The organism is Pontibacillus marinus BH030004 = DSM 16465, assembly GCF_000425225.1.
GTDB lineage: Bacteria > Bacillota > Bacilli > Bacillales > BH030062 > Pontibacillus > Pontibacillus marinus.
In genome coordinates this window covers 1-19,388 of sequence record NZ_AULJ01000001.1, presented here as the reverse complement: position 1 = coordinate 19,388, position 19,388 = coordinate 1, and the positions used below count along the sequence as shown (strand labels likewise).

Below are 19,388 nucleotides of genomic sequence, written 5' to 3'. Positions count from 1 at the left end.
ACCTTAATCCTGCATATAAGATTGCTTTTGTGTAAGTCCACTCTGCTTATAAACAAATAATACAACCCATAAAATCAATATACAGACCGCTGTACAAGCTAATATATAAACCATTCCACCAAACAACATAAACACATTTATAGGACCTGCATAAAAGAACCATATAATCCCTGCTAATATTCCTGATAAAAAATTAATGGCTGCTCCCTCACTACCATAGCGCATAAATCCTTCGCCCTTCTTTTTCACTGAATGAATAGCATAACTACAACTTATAATGAAGCTCACGATCAACAAACCTGTGCAAAGAATTAAAACCCAATTCATGAAATGACCTCCCATTTTTTTATGAATTTCCACACCTTCCCTAACAGAATATATTGCTCTTTTATAGGAACAATACAACGTTAGGAGGTGATTTACATGGGAATTCTAGAAATAACTTTAAGAATTGCTATTGCGTTCATTACTTTATTACTTTTAACCAGGCTAATGGGTAGAAAAGAAATCAGCCAGTTAACCTTTTTTAACTTTGTATCTGCCATCGCGGTGGGGACAGTGGCAGGATCATTAACAATCGATCAGGCTTTAAGTATTGGAAACGGAATTTATGCTTTAGTTGGTTGGACTGCCTTCACAATTATTATGGGTTATATCGATATTAAATCTAAAGCGGCTCGTAATGTCATTGAAGGGCAACCTGTTATTGTCGTCAAACAAGGGCAAGTCATGGAGAATGAACTTCGCAAATTGCGTTTGGACATTAATGAGCTAAATGCAAAATTACGTGAAAAGAATGTTTTTTCTATAAATGAAGTTGATTATGCGATTTTAGAAACAGATGGCAAGCTTTCTGTTATGAAAAAGGATAAAGATAAACCTGTGACCCAAAAAGATATGAACCTCTCACCTAAGATGAACCCTGTTGATATGCCAACAGAAATCATTTCTGATGGCAAACTTAATAAGGACAACTTAACTAAATTGGATCTCGATGAGAATTGGGTAAATCAACAACTTACCCAAGCAAATATCCAATCTGTTTCTGATGTTTTCTACGCAGAAATCCAGAATGATGGAAGTCTGTATATAGATAGCAGAAATGACACATTGCATTAATAATCAATTCCTCTCGAAGCTTATAAAAACAAGGAGAAAACGTCTATGTCAACATACGAAATGCTTTTAAGAACTGCGCTTTCTTTTATTGTTTTACTCGTATTAACCAGAATTTTAGGTCATAAACAAATTGGACAATTAACATTTTTCAATTATGTTACTGGAATTACGTTTGGATCTACGGCCGCAGAGATCATGGTTAATCACGATGTTTCTAAGCTCGGAGGGATTTCCTCCTTAACATTATGGGCATTGCTAACATTTCTTGTCGCTTATATTGGGATGAAGTCCGGAAAAGCAAGAGTTCTTTTAGATGGCCAACCCACCATTGTGATCAAAAAAGGAAAATTGTTAAAAAAAGCTCTAGCTTCTCAACGGTTAAATATAGATGATCTAAGTATGATGCTGCGGGCCAAAAACATTTTTACAATCTCTGAAGTGGATTATGCTATTTTGGAACCGAATGGGCAGATCAGTGTGCTTAAAAAGCCAGAATATGAAAATCCTACGCGAGAAGATTTCCAGTTCGTACCTCCCCCTAATTTGGTTGTTCCAAGTGAAGTGATTGTTGATGGAGCACTTGTTGAGAAAAATCTAAAAGAGTTAAACGTAACAAGGTCTTGGCTGAACAACCAATTACACATGAATAACGTTTCTTCTGTAAAGGAAGTCCTTTATGCTGAGCTTCAAAAGGATCGCACACTTTTGGTTGTTAAGAAAGAGGATTCTATCTAATACCAAGTTGAGCCTCCTTGTAATGGCTAATTCCTCCAATATGTTTTGGTTCCATTATTCCGGATCATTGATTTGTTTGGTACTTGTTTGGTAATTAGATATACATTAAGTAAATCTACAGAAGAAGCTGCTGCATTAAGTACGATTAAAAATTTCAGCGTTGGTGTTAACAGGTCTATCATACTAAGTAAAATCGGCAAAACTATTGAGATCATAACATATGGTGCAAGTGTGATGACTAAGTACCTCGCCTTTGAGATCTCCTCTTCTGATAGCACATATCCTCCAAAATACGTTAATCCTACAAACGTTTTATTAGATTTTAGAAAGTTCGGTACGAAAACTAAATGAAGGATTTCATGAAACATTAAAAGAAGGACAATCCATAACAAAATTCCTAAATGAATGGTGAAGGATAAAGAATCATCTGTTATGCCATACTCCTCCAATGACAAACTGGAAAACAGATTTATAATACCAAGAGAAAGAAGTGTTGAAATAAACATTAATGGTATCGAAAGAAAAATTGCCGTTACAAGATTTTTAGGCTCCTTCAATGGTACCCAGCCACTATCCATTAAAGTGATATGTAACCGATCATTCGTTTCAGGCATTTTACTCTGTATCTTCATTTTATCCCCCATTCATTCATGATCTATTTGCATTTATATCCTATTGTTTCAGTTACTTTTTGATTAACAAGTGATATCCAAGCTCGGTAATATTCGCATGGATCATTTTTGACATGATAAACCACTACGTATTCTCCTGCTTCAGACATTTGATTTACGTTCTTAATATTGATTTCTTGGCCCGAATCCTCACCGATCAGTGATTGAATTTCATCTTTATTTAAGCTTGGCGCGTTTATAGAATCAGAATAGAGATTCCATACATTCACACTGAGGGCAATAAGGATTAGAACACAAACCGTATAGAAAATGGGCTTTCTAATGAATATCCCTCTCCCTCAACTAATTGATTTACTTAATTTGACGAGTAAACAAGATCAGAAGTTACTTATTTCAGTACTAAGAATTTCATGTATTATTCCATGTACACGAAAACTTCACTTTAGTCACAACTTTCCTTTTCAAAATGCTCACCTTCATCAGGAAATTTACCTTGTGGGGGTGTCCATACCACCTGACAGATCTTTTGCTCACTTACCACTGCATAGGTATAAGTCCAGTTTGTTTCATTATCAAATTCCACTTTAAATTGATATGGACTATAGCTTCTACCTTCTCGCTGGGTAATCTCCCACTTTTGATTTGGATATGTTTCAGCTAGGTAGTGATTTAATTGTTCTCTTTTTATGGACACCTGATAATCAATCCAATAGGGTCTTAGGGGAAAAAACAAACATATTAGCACTGTCACTAAAGAAGCCGTAATAAGACTATATTTTCTAAACTTTTTTGGTAAAAAGAGTGAAACACTGAAAATGAGGATTATAATAATTGTAGATAAAAAGATCTCGAATACTGTTTTCGGATGCACCTTACTCCACTCCCCCCTTTGTTTGGAGATCTATCTATAAAGCCCACCCAGTATTGTGAAGAAATATACTCTAATGCTCCTTTATCATCTTAATAATCAGACACACATTCTCCAATATTAACATCAAATAATACACTCTTATCTCCCCCTCATCTTAACATAAATATCCATATATCCATTTCAATTCAGGATAAAATATTTTATTATAGAACTCGGGACCATTTCCCTATTATTCTAGTATCGAAAGACTTAAACCGAGTTGTGTTATTGGAGTTGTTATTGTGAAGAGTTTTTTTAAAGGGCGTAAATTTCGATTTATAACTTTATTAACTGGACTTGTTTCTGCTTCTGTCATTTTAACCATTGTTATTCTATTGTTTTCTTCCTATCAATCAGAAAAGAAATCTTTAACAAATACATATCTTTCTCTTAATTATTCCAAGTCTAATAAGATTAGTAGTTCTGTTAATTCATTATTACATCCATGAGAAAAAGTCTAGAGGAAACTGCAACTTATTTAACTAACCATGAGGAGCAATCTGATCAGGATATCCAGGAGCAAATTGAATTACTGAGAAATGGGAGTAATTATTTTAATTCTTTATCATGGATTGATCAAAACGGGGTTGTTCGTAGCCTATCCCCGCTTAGTGTAGGCTTAAAAGGTGAAAAAATAACAGGTGTGACAAAGAAGGTATTGGACTCAAGACAAGCTACACTTACAAGCCCATATATCGGCCCCTCAGGACGCCTCATTGTTTTAATGAGCCAACCTTTATACGACCAAAATGGTACCTACAGAGGAATGATCGGTGGAACGATTTATCTTCAAGAAAGTAATGTTTTGAATGATCTTCTAGGGAACGATATTGTTGAGGAGAATGGGTCTTATTATTATGTGGTCGGTCCAGAAGGAAAGTTACTTTTTCACCCAAATCGGAACAGAATAGGTCAAGAGGTAACAGATAACCCTATTGTTCAAAAGCTTATGGAGGGCGAAAGCGGAAAGAGGAAAGTCACCAATACGATTGGTATTCCAATGCTAGCTGCTTATAGTTATGTTCCGAAAACAGGATGGGGTGTCGTCCAACAAACACCTGTATCTTATATTGATGAGTTACTTACTAATAATATCCAAACCTTAGTCCTTTATATACTCCCTCCCTATTTCATTTTACTATTACTATCGATTTTAGTTGCTCGTATGCTTGCTAAGCCTTTTAATGATTTAGCCAATGTTGTAAACAAACTTGCATCCGGACAAACAGCAATTGTGCCTAGATCTCAACATTGGAACCGAGAAGCTGATCTATTAACGAAAAGTGTGAGAATCGCCATGAGTTCCATGCAAGAAAGTAATAATAAACTTCTACAAGAGGCGACTACGGATCCGCTCACAGAAATCCCAAACCGTCGTAAAATGAATGAAGTAATGGATGATTGGACACGACAAGGAATCGCATTTTCTTTACTTGCTATCGATATTGATCATTTCAAGTCAATTAATGATACGTATGCCCATCAGGCTGGTGATGAAGTATTAAAACATTTAGCAAGTACGTTACAATCGGTTCTCCCTGAGCATGGACAATGTTTCCGATATGGTGGAGAGGAATTTGTTGTTCTATTACCTCACCTTTCCTCAAAGAGTGCTTTCGGCATTGCAGAAAGAATCCGAGTAACTGTTCAGAATGTCCGTAATCCATTAGGGAAAACCATTACCGTTTCTATAGGTGTCGCAGAATATCCAGTCCACGCTCAAACCGCGGAGAACTTATTTAGACGGGCGGATAAGGCTTTATATCAAGCCAAAATAGAGGGTCGAAATCGCTCAACAATTTGGTCGTAATTCAGAGTAAAAAGACAGGATAGTCACCGAGGCTTACCTGTCTTTTTCTTAAAAATCCATCTCCTCAATTTTAAAAGTTTGTTTAGAACCTGGTTGTGGGTAAAGGTTCAATATATATCACCCATACCTTGGCTGATAACAGGGAAAAAAGGAGGAAACCATTGTGGCTTTAGAACAAATCATCCTATTATTATTTATTGGATATTTTATTTTTACAATTGATAAAAAGCAAAAGAATTTCCCTGTGCCTATGGTTCTTTTATTACTCGGGATTGGACTTTCTTTTATACCATTTTTTTCAGATATCACAATTTCTCATACTTTAATCTATGAAATCTTCTTACCGGCACTGCTATTTATATCAGCTTACCAATTCCCTTTCTCAAATTTAAAAGAGCATTTAGGTATAATTGTTACGCTTAGTACAGTGGGGTTGCTTTTAACAGCTATGTTGCTAGGAGGTAGTATTTACTTCATTAGTGACCCTTTCCTATCAATATCTTTTATCAGTGCATTACTCATCGCTTCTCTTCTTACACCCACAGATCCTGTGTCAGTGGTTTCGATTTTAAAGAAATCAGCCAATAACCCAAAGATAGCAGATGTGGTAGAGGGCGAATCTATGGTGAACGATGGAACGAGTATTGTATTCTTTACAGTACTAACAGGAATTTATATAGGAGAGCATTCTTTTTCATTCACTACTTTTGTTGTGGACTTTCTAAAAGTATCACTTGGTGGTGTAGCGATTGGAATTCTGTTTGGTTGGCTCGTTAGTAGAGCTGTTCATCTTACTTCGCACAGACAGTATCAAGTCATGTTAAGTATCGTGTTAGCGTATGGCAGCTTTATGATTGCTGAGCATCTTGGCGTTTCTGGCGTACTTGCTTCTGTGGGAGCAGGGATCATGCTATCTTGGGAATTCGACCATACCATTAAAGAATCCCACTATAGAGAGTATTTAGATAGCTTTTGGGAAGTGATTGAGCCAACGATCTTATCCTTGATCTTTCTATTAATAGGCATTCATACGACCAATTATCTTAATCCAAGCGCTTGGATTTTTATTTTGATAATATTTGTTCTATCTATATTCATACGATTCATTGTACTTTATGGGATTATTTCGGTGTTCCCACAATGGAAGAACGAATATAATTTGAAGGAGATCTCCTTAATTACATGGTCAGGAATAAGAGGGACGATGACCGTAGCCCTTTTATTAAGCTTCGAAACAGAGGCTAGTGGTGACGGACAAACGATTATTACTTTAACATTCGGGGTTGTACTATTATCCCTCATCCTACAAAGCATAACGATCTATCCTCTTTCAAACCTATTGCAGCGGAAGAAAAATAGGTAAGATTTATACATCTGTTATCCTCGCCTCCATATTGTATGGGGGCTTATTAATGAGCATCATCAGTTACCTTTCGATATGTATACTGGTCTGTTATCGCATAGAGTAGTCCAACACCCAGAAATATAAGGGAAGAAGTCATTTCATTTAGCTCATAAGTTTGAATGTGTTCAAAACTCCTATGGAATACCACCATTCCAAATAGGTAACCTACTAACGAGTAAATCAAAACTCTAATCACTACATGATTGATAAACTTATCTATGCTCAATGTCAAAGGCACCATGATGGCACCAAACAAAACCCAGGTGAACATCCAAACAATGAATAGGAGACCGCCGTTTAAATCAACATGTTCAGTATTCGTGATTTTACTTCCTTCTAACACATCTAATAACCATACTCCAAAAGTAAATGAAGCTGAAAAAACAATAAATAGTATGAAATATCGTACATTATTCTTCAAAGCGAACCTCCCACTATCTGTCCTTAACTTACCGTCTTATTTTGAGATTTAACCTCTCGATATAATTTGAACAAGCCATATATGCTATCTAATGCAATAACTGTTCCGATTATAATATAGGAGATTTGAAACCCTTTTATTGAATAAGCCCAAATCACAGCCGAAATGAATAGCAAAATAAAAGAATGAAAGATGAGCCGAAACTTCATATAACCATCTAATTTACTCAATATGTATTCCTCCTTCAATACTTGCTAAAGTCTTATTGATAAAATGTTGCTATTTAGTAGGTTTCGCCCAGATTAAATAGACCATACCAGACCAATATCTTTCCACATGCTCAACCTGTAATGGAGAGCTTTCTACAATCTCAAGAATGTTTCGATTCCAATGACAACCAGCGACTTTCTTGAAAAGAGGATCTATAACATTTTGAGTAGAGGATAATAAAGCATTTGAACTTATTCCGTGTTCCATTAAAAGAACTGTACCATCTTTTTTGCACCAATCATTAAACTGATTTAATACTTCACTTGGATTTGGATAACTACATAGGGAGAGCGTTGATAACACCGTGTCAAAAGAATGAGGCTCTACCTTAAGGCTTTCCACGTCTTCTTGAATGAAATCAGCATCAATTCCATACTGCTTAGCTGTTTGTTTAGCACTCTTGATCATTTCAGGACTAAAATCGACACCTGTAACGTGCACATTATTTTTATCATAGTAAGGGAAGTTTGAGCCTACACCAATCCCAACCTCTAGTACGTTCCCTTTGGCGCTTTTTATAATCCGACTTCTCCACTTACCTAGAGTTGGGTTGTTCAAGTTCTTCTCATACATGTTCACGTGTTTATTATACTTTTTAATGAGCTTCTCTTGCTTCACCCTTACACCTCCTTTTTAAAAGCTTTTAATCTATAATCAGTAACTATGTTTTTTAAACTCCCCAAATGTAATCTTGTTCAGTGGAGTAACGGATGAAATAAATTCATTATAAAGTTCGTTAACTTTCTCATCCCGGTCAAACTTCTCCATAACTTCTTTGGCATGCTCTTCAGAATTAAATCTAACTAACCCCAACCATAATTCTTCATGGGTACCGAGATTTAATTCCTTATCAAGTGTATGTAGTCCATAGCTCTTGTCTGGCTCTTCTAATTTAAAAACCTCTTCCGCTTCCCCACCATATTCTATATATTTTTCTTTCGTTTGTTTAAATATTTCAAAGAATCGCTCAACCTTTTCGGGTTCTATCTTATAAAAATAGAGTAATACATAACTCAACCTGATTCCTCCTTACTTCAAGGAATTTTTAAAAACATAACTTACTTTGTCATAGTCCATTCGATCCGTATAAAAACGATGAGCGTCCGTCCGTTTTAACCCTGAGGAAAGTGCCACACTTGCAAAGTCATGTTCATTTGCCCAATCATGTACAAAGGAGAGAAGCTTTTCTCCATACCCATTTGATCGATTATTTTGATCTGTAACCAAGTCACAGACCCAAACGAATCTACCATAATAAAGCGTGGTCATCGGCTTGAAACCTGTAACAGCCACTATTTGTTCTTGATCAAATAAAGCAAACATTTTATACCGATCTACTTCTTTGGCCTCTAAAACCAAATCTAGATATTCTATTTCATCTAGGTGTGAACGTAGTTGATTTATTACCGGATAGGCTTCTAGGATTTCTTCTTTTGTCTGTAGTTCTTTAATGTGTGGTGTATTCATTTTAAGGACCCCTTTGCTTTTGTTAAAACTATTTTATAATATGATAAAACTCTATTCTATAAATTATTAAACACTTTCAATTTCCCTTATATCTTTATCCAGGTATATCATTATCCCCCAAACCACTACCCAAACCCCAGCAAAGATATAAACAATACTAGCTGAGATTTGATCAGCAACAAAGCCTCCTAGTACCGAAAAGACGGGAATCATGATAGTCGCGAAAGCTGTAGTTAAATTATTGACCCTACCTCGATACTCATCTTCTACTAACGTGATCAGTAGCGAAGAAAAGGCGATATTAAATACAGTGAGGAAGAAACTCATAATAAAATATACACCCATACCTGCATAAATATTAGACAATGTTCCAACCAATATCATGGAAAGCCCCGCTCCACTCATACTTAGACCAAACATCATGTAAGGCTTAACAAAATTGATAATTCGGTTAGCGAATAGACCAACGACTACTCCGGCTATAGCACCCACAGCATTAAACCAACCAAAAACAATGGGACCAGAGCTATATTGCTCACGCACAATCACTACAAACAACGGCCCAATTACAGATGCTACATTGATCACCATCCCAATCACAATCAGTTTAAATAAAGGACGAAACGAGCGCATTAATTGAAATGCATCTTTGATATCTGAAATATAGGATTGTTTCTTGTTTTCCCTTTCACTTTCTGCATTCTCTTCAGATTCGTTTGTTTGAGATAAAGTGAAATCTATTAAAAGTTTCAGTAAAATGCTAGCTAGTAAATACAAGGCAGCATGAGAAAGCATTACTCCTATAAATCCAATGAAAGCAATTAAAAAACCACTCATAGATTTGCCTAAAGTTAGGGCAATTTGAGAGGAAGATGATATATACCCATTCACCTGAACGATTCTTTCCGTTCCTACAATACGTGGGAGAAGCTTACTTTTCGCTGGTTTAATAGTAGCCATGCCAATGTCATGAATAATTACACCCAGATAAAGTAAAATAACAAAGTAATCTAATAGAAAGTAATAGATAAAAGCCATGCTTATACCCACAAAGATCATAAGGGTAAAGCCTAATTGCATCGTCCATTTCGGATTTTTGTAATCGGCTAACACTCCAATAAAAGGTCCTGCTAAGATTTGGGTTATAAAACTAATAGCCGTAACAATTGAAGCTAACAGGGCGGAACCTGATTGATCATAGATGTACCAAAAGATCGCTACATCATACACGCTGTCTGCTAATGCAGTGAGGAATTGATTGGATACTATGACACTCATATTTTTCTTACGATTTGTGAGCTTGAACATTTTACCACCTAAACTTTATACACCTATCTCAAGTTTATTTCCATTAAACTCCATTCCCTTCCGAATCACCGTAAAACCTTATAACTTTATTCAAACATCCTAATCTCATAAAGAAGAAGCTGAAAAATACCGAATGTAATGATTGGTAAGGCATAATAAGAGATTAATGCTAGCATCCCTTCCATTATCTCGTTCTCCACCAAACTATGTAATGTTGCTTCCATCATAAAAGAAAGCATAATGGCTAAAGAGATGCTTAAAACCAACTTCAACCCTTTTCTCTCTGTTTTTCCTTCAATATAACAACCAATACAAATGAATAGTAAGATCACTAATAAAATAAATATCATCATGTTCCTCCATTGGAAAGGTTCTCTAAATCGTTAACATCGCTCCTCTTTCATCAAAAGTCGAATCTGGATTATAAGCCACTTCCCAGATGTTATTTTCAGGATCAGCGAAAGAAGCCGAACGAAAACTTCCCTCATCTTTTGGCTCACTTATAATTTTTCCATCAACAACCTTTACCTGCCCAATGATTTCATCAACCTGCTTGGGCTCATCAACATTGATGGCAAATGTTACACCTTTAAAAACGTTTTGGGAGTCTGGCAGTTCTAACCCAGCATCCTGAGCCAACTTTTTAACTGAGTAGAGGGATAGCATGACTCCTGCCGTTTTAAAAACTGCATAATCTGCATAACCATGATCCGTTTCTTCCCAACCTAAATCATTATAGAACTTTCGAACTTGTGGTAAATCGAAGCACCCTATTGTAATTAAACTTACACGCTGTAATACCATCCAATCTCTCCTTATGTAGTTTTTAAGTGAAATTTCCCTTTTTATGTCATTGTTACTTCTTCAAGATACAATTCAAAATTCCTCCAATCCTCACTCTTTACCACTAAAAAAAGAATAATGCCGTACCACTATTAAAGTGATACGGCATTACTTTTATATCATTATTCTGCAGACTTAAGATCTTCAATCGATTCAATGTCCATATAGGATGGTACAACTAGACCGATCTTGGCCCCTTTTAAGTTTTCTCCTAGGTCTTCAAACTCACCTTCATAATCTTCATAGAAGGCACCGTGAGTTGCGGGCATCCATGGAGCAAGTGAAGCATCACCATCACCTGATGCAATGGCTTTAAACATGATAGATGGGGATACTGCAGTAAGTGTTACATCAAACCCTTTTGATTCTAATACGACTTTAGCAACATTGGCTGAAGAACGCTCTGTATCCCAAGGGGTCAATACTAACTCAACAGGCGTACCATCTACAGATTCAATCCCTTTTGTCCACTCTTTAACCTTTTCCTGATTAGTATCTACCCATTTTTGGGCAGCTTCATCAAAATCCATGTTTTGGGCATCAAGCATAACTGATTCCATGTCAGCAGGATCCCAATGGAATCGATCAAGAATCTTATAGGCTTTAGGCTTGTCTTCTTTTAAACCTTTTCTTGCAATTGTTTGGATCCGTTCTACTTTACCATATACACCTTTTGGATCTTCTAAGTATTTTAAATCCCACTTGGCAAACATAAAGTGAGGGGACCATCCAGCTACTATAATAGGCTCCTTATCTTTAATTGCATTATCTAGTGAAGTTAACATCGCAGCTGTTGATGATTTATCATGCTCCCAGCCTGCAAGGTTTCCATACTCTTCTAAGGCATTATCCGTTGCTTCAGTAATTCCGGCACCAGGCTCAATTCCAGTAATGGTGTATTCAATTTTTTCACCAATACTCGTGTCATTCTCATTTTTAGTTGCATTGTCTTTCTCTTGTCCACAGCCAGCTGCTACAAGGGATAAAGATAAACCCGCAACTACCCCTATTCTTTTCCAATTCATTTGTAACATAATACCTCTCCCTCTTCACTTATGGTTCTACTTTTTCAGCTACAGAAAAGCATTCTATTGGATAAAATGTTCTAAACTTATGTAAAAAAGCAGTAAACAAATTAAATGATATAGATTTTTAAACTATGTTTCAAAAAGTAAAATCAGTTACATACGTTTATATAGAACGTAAAGTTTGAACTTAATAAACCATATAAAGGGTGTTCTTTTATTTTGTTCACTTTTCTCTTTCTTTGAAGCATTTTTTCCAAATTAAATCTAATTGTTCAAAAAAAAGAACTTACCTTAAATAAGATAAGTTCTTTATTACATAATGCTATTGATCACTAATCAGGATGGTTTTCCCATCCTCCTGCTTCACTTTCTTTTGCTTCATTAACGTCCCTAATGCACGTTTAAACGCAGCCTTACTGATCTTAAACGTATCACGAATGGCATCTGGATCACTTTTATCGGTGAAGGTCATTTCACCACCGTTTTTCTCCAAATAGCGTAGGATCTGCTCAGCATCTTCACTTAATGCTTCCTCTTTCACAGGACGTAAGGAGACGTTTAAGGAACCTACCCCTTTCACTTCGATGACGCGTCCTTTTACCCATTCTCCAAGTCTCGGTTCTTCTTTACGCTCGGTATGATGGATAAACCCTTGATATCCTTCTTCTGTATAAATTGCAGATATCTCTGGGTTCAGGCGATAAACGCGACCACTAATTGGTTTGTGCAAAAGGTCTTCAGGTGCTGGTTCCGCTTCATATTCGATAATGTTTTCTGTCGCAGGCTTCGCAATGAGGCGATTGCTTTTATCCAATTTTAAACAAACGTACAATTCATCATGGACAAAAGGCCATAAACTCTTCTTTGGAGGAAGATCATCAATCGAAACCAAAATGTGCTTTGGCATACCAATATCCACAAAAACCCCAAGATTATTGACTACATCTACAACTTCGCACCAAGCATATGTGTCAAAATCGATCTCAGGAATATAAGTTGTCGCTACCATTTTCCCTTGTTTGTCATGATAAAGAAACGCTTCAAGCTCCTCGTCTACTTCTACTTCTTCAACAGCATCATTGAAATGCAGCATAATCTCTTCGCGACCATCTGTTAGTACATAACCATGTTCAATGGTTCTTGCGACCGTAAACGTACCGACCGTGCCAACTTCTAATGTATTCATGTATCTTATTCATCCTAACTACTTCAAATTTGGGTAAGATTTTGTCCTATCCCATTTATCCAAAACCGTTATATTTGTGTCTTTTGCTAATCTATACTGAAATATGTCTATTATACAGAAGCTCGTTATTTATGTGAAACTAATTTTAAATATTCTCAAATACAATTCAAGTAATAACATAAATGCTGGTACAGTAGCAAAATAAAACCCACCTTTCTCAAAATAATTCTTCCCATAAACTCGGGTAATGAGTTTCAATTAAAATGTAATAGATGAACAAGATAACGGGGATAGCCCATAATAACTTCCTTGTGTATGGGTAGTTCCTATATAAGTACACGAATAAGAAATACAAAATAAAACACGGGATAGCAATAAACAACCCTACAAATAGAGGAATTAGTTTAGCTGCCTCTTGATATGTATAGAACGTGTAAGAAAACCAACAAAGAAACAATACAATTAGTCCCATACCTATCTTATTGGCGATCCGCACAATATCACTCCAAAAATTAAAAAGTAATCACAAGACCTGCTTTATCATCAGACTTTTTGAACCTTGGGTACTTCAAACATTCCGGATCAGATTCCTCAAGCTCAATTAGGTCATTTGCATACTGCTCTAGCCCCTTATGAAGAAGACTTTGAGCAACATAACCCCAATAATTCTCAGCGGCAGGCACACTCTCAGAGGGTAAGAATAATCCATCAGTTATAAGAATAAGGTACTTTAATCCAATTTTATTGATTTTTCCGTACTCTGTATAATGAATGGCATCCTCTTCTCCATTCAATACACCATACCCTTCAGGCGTATTACTTTTCATACGGTTAGAAACAAGAGTATCTTTTACTTCCTTCATTAAATCATCTCTATTGTTCACTCCATTGTGTACAAGCTCTTTCCATCTATTGAGGACTTTACTTTCTAAGTGTTCGGTTTGAAGATGAGTTAATGGTCGAACATGATCATCCTGATAAACAGCAAGGATCATACAATCCCCTGTTTGAATAAATTCTACTCCATTCTCATTAACCCTTACTTGTGCTAAAGCCGTCCCCCAAAGCTGTTCTTTCTTTACCATATCAATTCCGTTCTCTTCCATTTTCTCTCGTAGATTTCGATTGATTACAAACAAGTCTTCAGATAAATGATTGATCTGATGTAGATGTTCAAAATACCTTTTCACTTCGTTCGATGCGATGTATCCACCTGTAAGATTGTCATCACTTTTAAAAGGCACTAGAGATGATACACCATCCGCTACTCCATATAGAGCCATTTCATCATTTATTATTAGGGAATCTTCATTTAGTTCTCCCACACCTTTATACGTAAGTGACTCTATTTTCATAATCGCTCACCACCTAATAATTTCTTGATTTCTTTATTATCTTTTAAAATGACCAGCTTATGATTGTATTCAGTTAACATGTTTAAGATCTCAGGCTTCTCTATATTTTCATAGTTTTTATTCCACACAAACATTCTCTTAAATATTTGAAACGTCGGAATGTAATTAGCTTTTTCGGCCCCTATCTTTTGTAAGAAAAAACGCTTTATGATTCTATAATTTCTTATTGAATAAGGAGTATCTAGAAAAATAATGAGATCTGCTTCGTGAAAACTCTCCCCTACCCATTTATGATGGACCCCTTCTATAGTCCATTGTTTTGATTGAACAATACTTGATAAATAGTTATCTCGTTCCTGTTCAGTTCGTCGAATATCACCATTCTCTGACTTCTTCCACACGACATTGTCTAACTCATAATGTGGAATACGTAACTGTGATGAGAGGTTTCTTGCTAGTGTTGTTTTTCCGCTTCCAACTGAACCGATAATATGGATTTTGTTTAAGTTCTTTTCCACGTGATCACCACTTCAACTCATATACTAGTCTCTCAAAAAGCCACCCTCTGAATTTAGGATCTGACCTGTAACCCAATCTGCATCCTCACTGGCTAGGAAGGCGATAGCTTTTGCAGCATCCTCGGGAACTCCAATTCGTCCAGATTTAAACTTCGGCAATAAGTGTTGTCTGATCTCTTCATTCATCCATCCTGAATCTGTAGGACCTGGATTCACCGCATTTACCGTAATACCTAAGTGGGCAATTTCTGCTGATAAAGATTGAGTGAAAGCAGATATCGCTCCTTTTGTTGCCACATAAGCTAGTTCGTCCATCATTGGCCCTAAAGCCTGGCCTGATGTCAGATTGATGATTCTTCCCTTCTTTTTGCTAGAGTTCTTAAATTGACGAGCGAACTCTGTGCATAAAAGAAACGTTGATCTCATGTTCACAGCATAATGATCATCTAACATTTTTGCACTCAACTCTTCATATCCCCCGTTTTGTGAAACAGCTGCGTTGTTCACTATAATATCTGGTAACCCCATTTGTTCGGTCACGCTCTTTAGCAAGTCATTCACAGCGTCAGCATGGGATAAATCAACTTCTAAATGGTTACATTCTGCTCCAAGTTCTCTAATTTCTTCTTGAAACGCTCGAGTCCAATTCTCTTCTGCCTCCCAATGTAAAAAGAATATGTGCGCCCCTTCTTTTGCTAACTTACGGCAAACAGCAGCGCCAATTCCCTCACTGTGACTCACACCTGTTACTAGCGCAATCTTTTTATCTAGTTTATTCATTTTCCATAACACCTCAATTGGCTTTCTCGAATCCCTTACATCTTCTTCCTACTAACGTATAATGAAAACAGAAAAAGATAAAGAAAAGTTTTAATTTTTTAGGAAATGATGATTAGTGTATTCCGACTATAAATGGCAAGCCTTGTAACTATTGTGATTTCGAGATTTTTTCCTTGCAATATTAGTAAGTACATATTATGATGTTATCGAAAGCGCTTTCGATGCTTGAGAGGGTGTAATGATAAATGGTAACGATATACGATATAGCAAAGAAAACAGGATACTCTGTAACGACGGTTTCTAAGGCATTAAACAATTATGCTGATGTTAGCCAGAAGGCAAAGAAAGCTATTTTAGAAGCTGTTGAGGAAATGGGGTATTTGCCTAACTCCCACGCCAGAACATTAACGACGAAAAAGTCATGGACCATAGGCGTTATCTTTATTGAATCTCTAGGCATTGGAATGAAGCATCCTTTCTTTAATGCAGTTATTGAAAGCTTCAGAAAGAATGTTGAGGTTCTTGGATATGATTTATTATTTGCATCTAGAATGATAAACAATCAACAAAAGAGCTACTTAGAGCAATTTAAATATCGGGGTGTAGACGGAGTCGTGGTCGTTTGCTCTCGTTTTAATGATGAGCAAGTAAAAGAGTTAATGGACTCTTCTATCCCTACTGTAGTCATAGACCTACATAGTAAAGAATCTGCAGTCGTAAATTCCGATAACTTTGCAGGAAGTTATAAGGCTGTGGAATACTTGTATTCTTTAGGTCACCGATCTATAGCCCATATCGCTGGGCACGCAACAACATTTGCTGGTCAAGAAAGAAGAAATGGCTTCTTAACTTCCACCAAAACAATGGGATTAGATGTGCCGGATGATTATATCGTTAATGGAGATTACTTCTCACGAGAAGGTGGCTACAATGCCATGAAAAAGCTCTTATCTCTTCAGAACCCACCAACTGCTGTATTTGCAGCTGCAGATAATTTAGCTATTGGTGCGATCGATGCAATTAGAGAAGCTGGGTATCAAGTACCTGATGATTTCTCCATCATCGGATTTGATGATATTGAACTAGCACAATTCATAAATCCACCTCTTACAACCGTCCGACAAGACACAACCTTAATCGGTAAAGAATCGGCTGATTTACTCATCAAACAAATCAATTCACAACAGAAAATAGCCGAAAGTGTTGTGGTGCCGATTGAGTTAGTTGTTCGTGAGTCCTGTAAGCCTTTGGTTCAGGAAGAAAGTTCGAATTCAATTTCTTAAATTGGTCAAAAAAAAGCACAAAAAAGCGTCTAGGGATAGCCCTAGACGCTTTTTTATTTTGTGGGATTATTCAACTATCGCGCCCTGTCAGGAAGACTTGGATCCGAGATATTCCCAAGTCTATCTCCAACTAACGCATCCCATCACTTTGATAGGAGTTTTTTATGGTGTTAAATCACATCAATGTGTGGGCTTGATCATCTCCACAACTCTCGTTTCCTCATCTTCCTCAAAACCTGGTTCATCACTTCTGAGAGCACAAGCCCAATGGCGATTGCGCCTGAGTTCATAAATACACTTGCTGCTGTAGGTAAAGCTTCTCCATAATTATTTTGGACAAAGTGACGCATGGCATCATAGGCTAGCCCTCCAGGTACCAAAGGTATAATACCGGCTACACTAAATACAATAACGGGCGTTTTATAGATCCTGGCAAAGAACTGTCCAATCATGGCAATAACAAAGGATGCAACAAACGCACCTGTCATTGCATCCATATTGGATGCCAAAAATAATATGTATATGACCCATCCTATGGTCCCCACTAACCCACATTTAAGGATTGTACTTTTCGGAGCCTGGAAGAGTATGCCAAATGAAGCTGAAGCTATAAAACTTGTGATAAATTGTTCAGCAATCATATACGTCCCCCTCCCTCTTTAAAAAATTGAAAAAGCAATCGCCACGCCTCCACCGATCGCAGTAGCTGTGAGGAAGGCTTCCGCTCCTTTCGATAATCCCGACACCAAATGTCCTGCCATTAAATCTCGAACTGCATTCGTAATATGAAGCCCGGGCACTAGGGGCATAACAGACCCTATAATGATTTTATCTGTCTCATGTCCAACCCCAACTGATATAAACAAATAGGCTAGTGTCCCAATTAATAACGAAGCTAAGAATTCAGCGAAAAATTTAATTTTAAACAGGTGATGCAGTAATAAAAGCACGACAAACCCTGCTCCTCCAGAGATGCAGGCCGGAAGGAAATCATACCAATTTCCTTGAAACATGATGGCAAAACAACCACTAGCAATGGAAGCTGCTGCAACTTGTGTGGCTAACGAATAATGAGGGCCTGCGGTATCGATTACAGATAATTGCTCATAAGCTTCTGCTATAGTTAAACGCCCTCCTGTAATGTTGCGAGAGATATTGTTAGCGGCTGTCACTTTGCTTAAATTCGTTGCACGGTCATAAACGCGAACAAGTTTCGCCGGTTCTACTCGACTTACAGAGAAGAAAATGCCTGTAGGCGTTACAAAGCTTTGTGCATCTTCCTTCCCATATGAAGCGGCGATTCTTGTCATCGTATCTTCTACGCGATAGGTTTCAGCTCCATTTTGAAGCATAATTCTCCCAATTAATAAGCAAAGCTCTACCATCTCAAGCTTTTGAGTATGTGCCGTATCCAAATGCACCCTCCTCTTTTTCCATTATACATGTGTTTAAAGTGTAGCTGATTATGGGCAAGAGAAGCAACTGCTAAACGAAATAGCAAACAGAGAACAGTATGAAGAGAAGAGGATAGACAGGTGACTCATTCTAAGTAGTTAACTTTTGGAGCATAAACAATAAAAATGCATTATAAAATGAGCGTTGAATTGCATAGCAATTTGACGCTCATTATTTGTTGTTATATCAATGTTCATATGTGGTTTCAGTAGTTATTTGCATAAGAAAATGCACCCCAATTTGCACATCTACAATAATTATTGAAGACCTGCAATTTTAGGTGAAAGAACGAATGCAATTTCGACCACAAAAAAAGAGCAAATTCCTTATCGGAAAATGCTCTTTCTTCTTCAACTAAAGCACCCTTTAGTTGAACAAGATTCGTATTATCATTTCTTAACTTCTAAAAAGACTAATGTATATTCTTCTTTTTGAACGAATTCCCCTTGAGAACAATTCAATGAGAAATCTCCTGTAAACCAAAGGTCAACAACATCTCCTTCTTCAAGGTCTTCAAATGTGATTGCTTCGCCTGAAGTCTCTGTTAAGGATGTTTCGTTTGTTATGTTAAACCAAAAGTCTCCGCATTCACTGTTGCCTTTAACAAGTATTTTGTTATCAGACGAATCAATGTCTAAAATTTCTTCTGTATAACGGGGACCACCATCTTGATCTACTTGATCCGTATTATTACAAGATGTTAAAAAACAAGTAGCCAGTACAACTATTAATAATAAATTGCCTTTCACATAACCCCCCACTTTCGAGTTTAGATCTTCCAGCCTTTATTCAATTATCATGCTTCTTTAACACAATAGGAACTACCGCATCGACAACTCCTTGTTCCACTATTGCACCCGTTA

At 36.8% G+C, this 19,388-nt stretch carries 24 protein-coding genes; 5 read left to right on the top strand and 19 right to left on the bottom strand.

The window, feature by feature from the left end; genetic code table 11:
* Positions 1–3: 3 nt before the first annotated feature.
* Positions 4–327: a hypothetical protein gene (locus H514_RS0100120; RefSeq protein WP_027445121.1), complete on the bottom strand. Its 324-nt coding sequence runs from the start codon at positions 325–327 to the stop codon at positions 4–6.
* Between the two features lie 96 nt (positions 328–423).
* On the opposite strand from H514_RS0100120, the gene H514_RS0100115 reads away from it, so the two are divergent.
* The gene (locus tag H514_RS0100115; RefSeq protein ID WP_027445120.1) at positions 424–1,119 is read left to right on the top strand and encodes a YetF domain-containing protein; all 696 of its coding nucleotides are present in this window, start codon (positions 424–426) and stop codon (positions 1,117–1,119) included.
* Positions 1,120–1,164: 45 nt separating this feature from the next.
* Positions 1,165–1,854 (top strand): DUF421 domain-containing protein, encoded by a 690-nt coding sequence (locus tag H514_RS0100110; protein ID WP_027445119.1) that lies wholly within the window; start codon positions 1,165–1,167, stop codon positions 1,852–1,854.
* Positions 1,855–1,880: 26 nt separating this feature from the next.
* Here H514_RS0100110 and H514_RS0100105 read toward each other — a convergent pair whose 3' ends face one another.
* Both H514_RS0100105 and H514_RS24490 read right to left on the bottom strand, forming a co-directional pair.
* Positions 1,881–2,486: a DUF3267 domain-containing protein gene (locus H514_RS0100105; RefSeq protein WP_027445118.1), complete on the bottom strand. Its 606-nt coding sequence runs from the start codon at positions 2,484–2,486 to the stop codon at positions 1,881–1,883.
* A 442-nt stretch (positions 2,487–2,928) separates the two neighbouring features.
* A complete protein-coding gene (locus tag H514_RS24490; RefSeq protein ID WP_154657279.1) occupies positions 2,929–3,180 on the bottom strand; it encodes a hypothetical protein in 252 nt (83 codons plus the stop codon).
* 661 nt (positions 3,181–3,841) lie between these two features.
* Between H514_RS24490 and H514_RS22045 the strand changes: the two genes are divergently transcribed.
* Both H514_RS22045 and H514_RS0100090 read left to right on the top strand, forming a co-directional pair.
* Positions 3,842–5,206 (top strand): sensor domain-containing diguanylate cyclase, encoded by a 1,365-nt coding sequence (locus H514_RS22045; RefSeq protein ID WP_051254936.1) that lies wholly within the window; start codon positions 3,842–3,844, stop codon positions 5,204–5,206.
* Between the two features lie 163 nt (positions 5,207–5,369).
* Positions 5,370–6,569, top strand: a complete 1,200-nt coding sequence (locus H514_RS0100090; protein ID WP_027445116.1) for a cation:proton antiporter — start codon at positions 5,370–5,372, stop codon at positions 6,567–6,569.
* Between the two features lie 46 nt (positions 6,570–6,615).
* Here H514_RS0100090 and H514_RS0100085 read toward each other — a convergent pair whose 3' ends face one another.
* From H514_RS0100085 to H514_RS0100025, 13 genes are all read right to left on the bottom strand, one after another.
* Positions 6,616–7,032, bottom strand: a complete 417-nt coding sequence (locus H514_RS0100085) for a hypothetical protein (RefSeq protein ID WP_027445115.1) — start codon at positions 7,030–7,032, stop codon at positions 6,616–6,618.
* Between the two features lie 23 nt (positions 7,033–7,055).
* Positions 7,056–7,262: a hypothetical protein gene (locus tag H514_RS0100080; RefSeq protein ID WP_027445114.1), complete on the bottom strand. Its 207-nt coding sequence runs from the start codon at positions 7,260–7,262 to the stop codon at positions 7,056–7,058.
* 49 nt (positions 7,263–7,311) lie between these two features.
* The gene (locus H514_RS0100075) at positions 7,312–7,920 is read right to left on the bottom strand and encodes a class I SAM-dependent methyltransferase (protein ID WP_027445113.1); all 609 of its coding nucleotides are present in this window, start codon (positions 7,918–7,920) and stop codon (positions 7,312–7,314) included.
* 36 nt (positions 7,921–7,956) lie between these two features.
* Complete coding sequence (locus tag H514_RS0100070) at positions 7,957–8,319, bottom strand: hypothetical protein (protein WP_027445112.1); 363 nt, start codon at positions 8,317–8,319, stop codon at positions 7,957–7,959.
* A 12-nt stretch (positions 8,320–8,331) separates the two neighbouring features.
* A complete protein-coding gene (locus H514_RS0100065; protein WP_027445111.1) occupies positions 8,332–8,769 on the bottom strand; it encodes a GNAT family N-acetyltransferase in 438 nt (145 codons plus the stop codon).
* A gap of 66 nt (positions 8,770–8,835) precedes the next feature.
* Positions 8,836–10,077, bottom strand: a complete 1,242-nt coding sequence (locus tag H514_RS0100060) for an MFS transporter (protein ID WP_027445110.1) — start codon at positions 10,075–10,077, stop codon at positions 8,836–8,838.
* Positions 10,078–10,163: 86 nt separating this feature from the next.
* Positions 10,164–10,427, bottom strand: coding sequence for a hypothetical protein (locus H514_RS0100055; RefSeq protein WP_027445109.1), 264 nt, complete (start codon positions 10,425–10,427; stop codon positions 10,164–10,166).
* A 25-nt stretch (positions 10,428–10,452) separates the two neighbouring features.
* Positions 10,453–10,881 carry a VOC family protein gene (locus H514_RS0100050; protein ID WP_027445108.1) on the bottom strand — a complete coding sequence of 143 codons (429 nt, stop codon included), beginning with the start codon at positions 10,879–10,881 and terminating at the stop codon, positions 10,453–10,455.
* A gap of 161 nt (positions 10,882–11,042) precedes the next feature.
* Positions 11,043–11,954, bottom strand: coding sequence for a glycine betaine ABC transporter substrate-binding protein (locus H514_RS0100045; RefSeq protein ID WP_027445107.1), 912 nt, complete (start codon positions 11,952–11,954; stop codon positions 11,043–11,045).
* A 316-nt stretch (positions 11,955–12,270) separates the two neighbouring features.
* Positions 12,271–13,134 (bottom strand): CvfB family protein, encoded by an 864-nt coding sequence (locus H514_RS0100040; protein WP_027445106.1) that lies wholly within the window; start codon positions 13,132–13,134, stop codon positions 12,271–12,273.
* A gap of 512 nt (positions 13,135–13,646) precedes the next feature.
* On the bottom strand, positions 13,647–14,489 hold the full coding sequence (locus tag H514_RS0100035; protein ID WP_027445105.1) for a protein phosphatase 2C domain-containing protein: 843 nt from the start codon (positions 14,487–14,489) through the stop codon (positions 13,647–13,649).
* Positions 14,486–15,007: a P-loop NTPase family protein gene (locus H514_RS0100030; protein ID WP_027445104.1), complete on the bottom strand. Its 522-nt coding sequence runs from the start codon at positions 15,005–15,007 to the stop codon at positions 14,486–14,488. The genes H514_RS0100035 and H514_RS0100030 overlap by 4 nt, the downstream gene beginning before the upstream one ends.
* Before the next feature lie 24 nt (positions 15,008–15,031).
* A complete protein-coding gene (locus tag H514_RS0100025; RefSeq protein WP_027445103.1) occupies positions 15,032–15,787 on the bottom strand; it encodes an SDR family oxidoreductase in 756 nt (251 codons plus the stop codon).
* 245 nt (positions 15,788–16,032) lie between these two features.
* Here H514_RS0100025 and H514_RS0100020 point away from each other — a divergent pair, with 245 nt between their 5' ends.
* The gene (locus H514_RS0100020; protein ID WP_027445102.1) at positions 16,033–17,070 is read left to right on the top strand and encodes a LacI family DNA-binding transcriptional regulator; all 1,038 of its coding nucleotides are present in this window, start codon (positions 16,033–16,035) and stop codon (positions 17,068–17,070) included.
* A 197-nt stretch (positions 17,071–17,267) separates the two neighbouring features.
* Here H514_RS0100020 and H514_RS0100015 read toward each other — a convergent pair whose 3' ends face one another.
* From H514_RS0100015 to H514_RS0100005, 3 genes are all read right to left on the bottom strand, one after another.
* Positions 17,268–17,711 carry a threonine/serine exporter family protein gene (locus tag H514_RS0100015; protein ID WP_027445101.1) on the bottom strand — a complete coding sequence of 148 codons (444 nt, stop codon included), beginning with the start codon at positions 17,709–17,711 and terminating at the stop codon, positions 17,268–17,270.
* 18 nt (positions 17,712–17,729) lie between these two features.
* Positions 17,730–18,455 carry a threonine/serine exporter family protein gene (locus H514_RS0100010; protein WP_051254959.1) on the bottom strand — a complete coding sequence of 242 codons (726 nt, stop codon included), beginning with the start codon at positions 18,453–18,455 and terminating at the stop codon, positions 17,730–17,732.
* 459 nt (positions 18,456–18,914) lie between these two features.
* Complete coding sequence (locus H514_RS0100005; RefSeq protein ID WP_027445099.1) at positions 18,915–19,274, bottom strand: hypothetical protein; 360 nt, start codon at positions 19,272–19,274, stop codon at positions 18,915–18,917.
* Between the last annotated feature and the right edge of the window lie 114 nt (positions 19,275–19,388).

Excerpts from the sequence above, each read along its gene's own strand:
- H514_RS0100120 (WP_027445121.1), bottom strand. The coding sequence starts at position 327 with ATGAATTGGGTTTTAATTCTTTGCACAGGTTTGTTGATCGTGAGCTTC.
- H514_RS0100115 (WP_027445120.1), top strand. The coding sequence starts at position 424 with ATGGGAATTCTAGAAATAACTTTAAGAATTGCTATTGCGTTCATTACT.
- H514_RS0100110 (WP_027445119.1), top strand. The coding sequence starts at position 1,165 with ATGTCAACATACGAAATGCTTTTAAGAACTGCGCTTTCTTTTATTGTT.
- H514_RS0100105 (WP_027445118.1), bottom strand. The coding sequence starts at position 2,486 with ATGAAGATACAGAGTAAAATGCCTGAAACGAATGATCGGTTACATATC.
- H514_RS22045 (WP_051254936.1), top strand. The coding sequence starts at position 3,842 with ATGAGAAAAAGTCTAGAGGAAACTGCAACTTATTTAACTAACCATGAG.
- H514_RS0100065 (WP_027445111.1), bottom strand. The coding sequence starts at position 8,769 with ATGAATACACCACACATTAAAGAACTACAGACAAAAGAAGAAATCCTA.
- H514_RS0100060 (WP_027445110.1), bottom strand. The coding sequence starts at position 10,077 with ATGTTCAAGCTCACAAATCGTAAGAAAAATATGAGTGTCATAGTATCC.
- H514_RS0100055 (WP_027445109.1), bottom strand. The coding sequence starts at position 10,427 with ATGATATTTATTTTATTAGTGATCTTACTATTCATTTGTATTGGTTGT.
- H514_RS0100050 (WP_027445108.1), bottom strand. The coding sequence starts at position 10,881 with ATGGTATTACAGCGTGTAAGTTTAATTACAATAGGGTGCTTCGATTTA.
- H514_RS0100045 (WP_027445107.1), bottom strand. The coding sequence starts at position 11,954 with ATGTTACAAATGAATTGGAAAAGAATAGGGGTAGTTGCGGGTTTATCT.
- H514_RS0100040 (WP_027445106.1), bottom strand. The coding sequence starts at position 13,134 with ATGAATACATTAGAAGTTGGCACGGTCGGTACGTTTACGGTCGCAAGA.
- H514_RS0100035 (WP_027445105.1), bottom strand. The coding sequence starts at position 14,489 with ATGAAAATAGAGTCACTTACGTATAAAGGTGTGGGAGAACTAAATGAA.
- H514_RS0100025 (WP_027445103.1), bottom strand. The coding sequence starts at position 15,787 with ATGAATAAACTAGATAAAAAGATTGCGCTAGTAACAGGTGTGAGTCAC.
- H514_RS0100020 (WP_027445102.1), top strand. The coding sequence starts at position 16,033 with ATGGTAACGATATACGATATAGCAAAGAAAACAGGATACTCTGTAACG.
- H514_RS0100015 (WP_027445101.1), bottom strand. The coding sequence starts at position 17,711 with ATGATTGCTGAACAATTTATCACAAGTTTTATAGCTTCAGCTTCATTT.
- H514_RS0100010 (WP_051254959.1), bottom strand. The coding sequence starts at position 18,455 with ATGGTAGAGCTTTGCTTATTAATTGGGAGAATTATGCTTCAAAATGGA.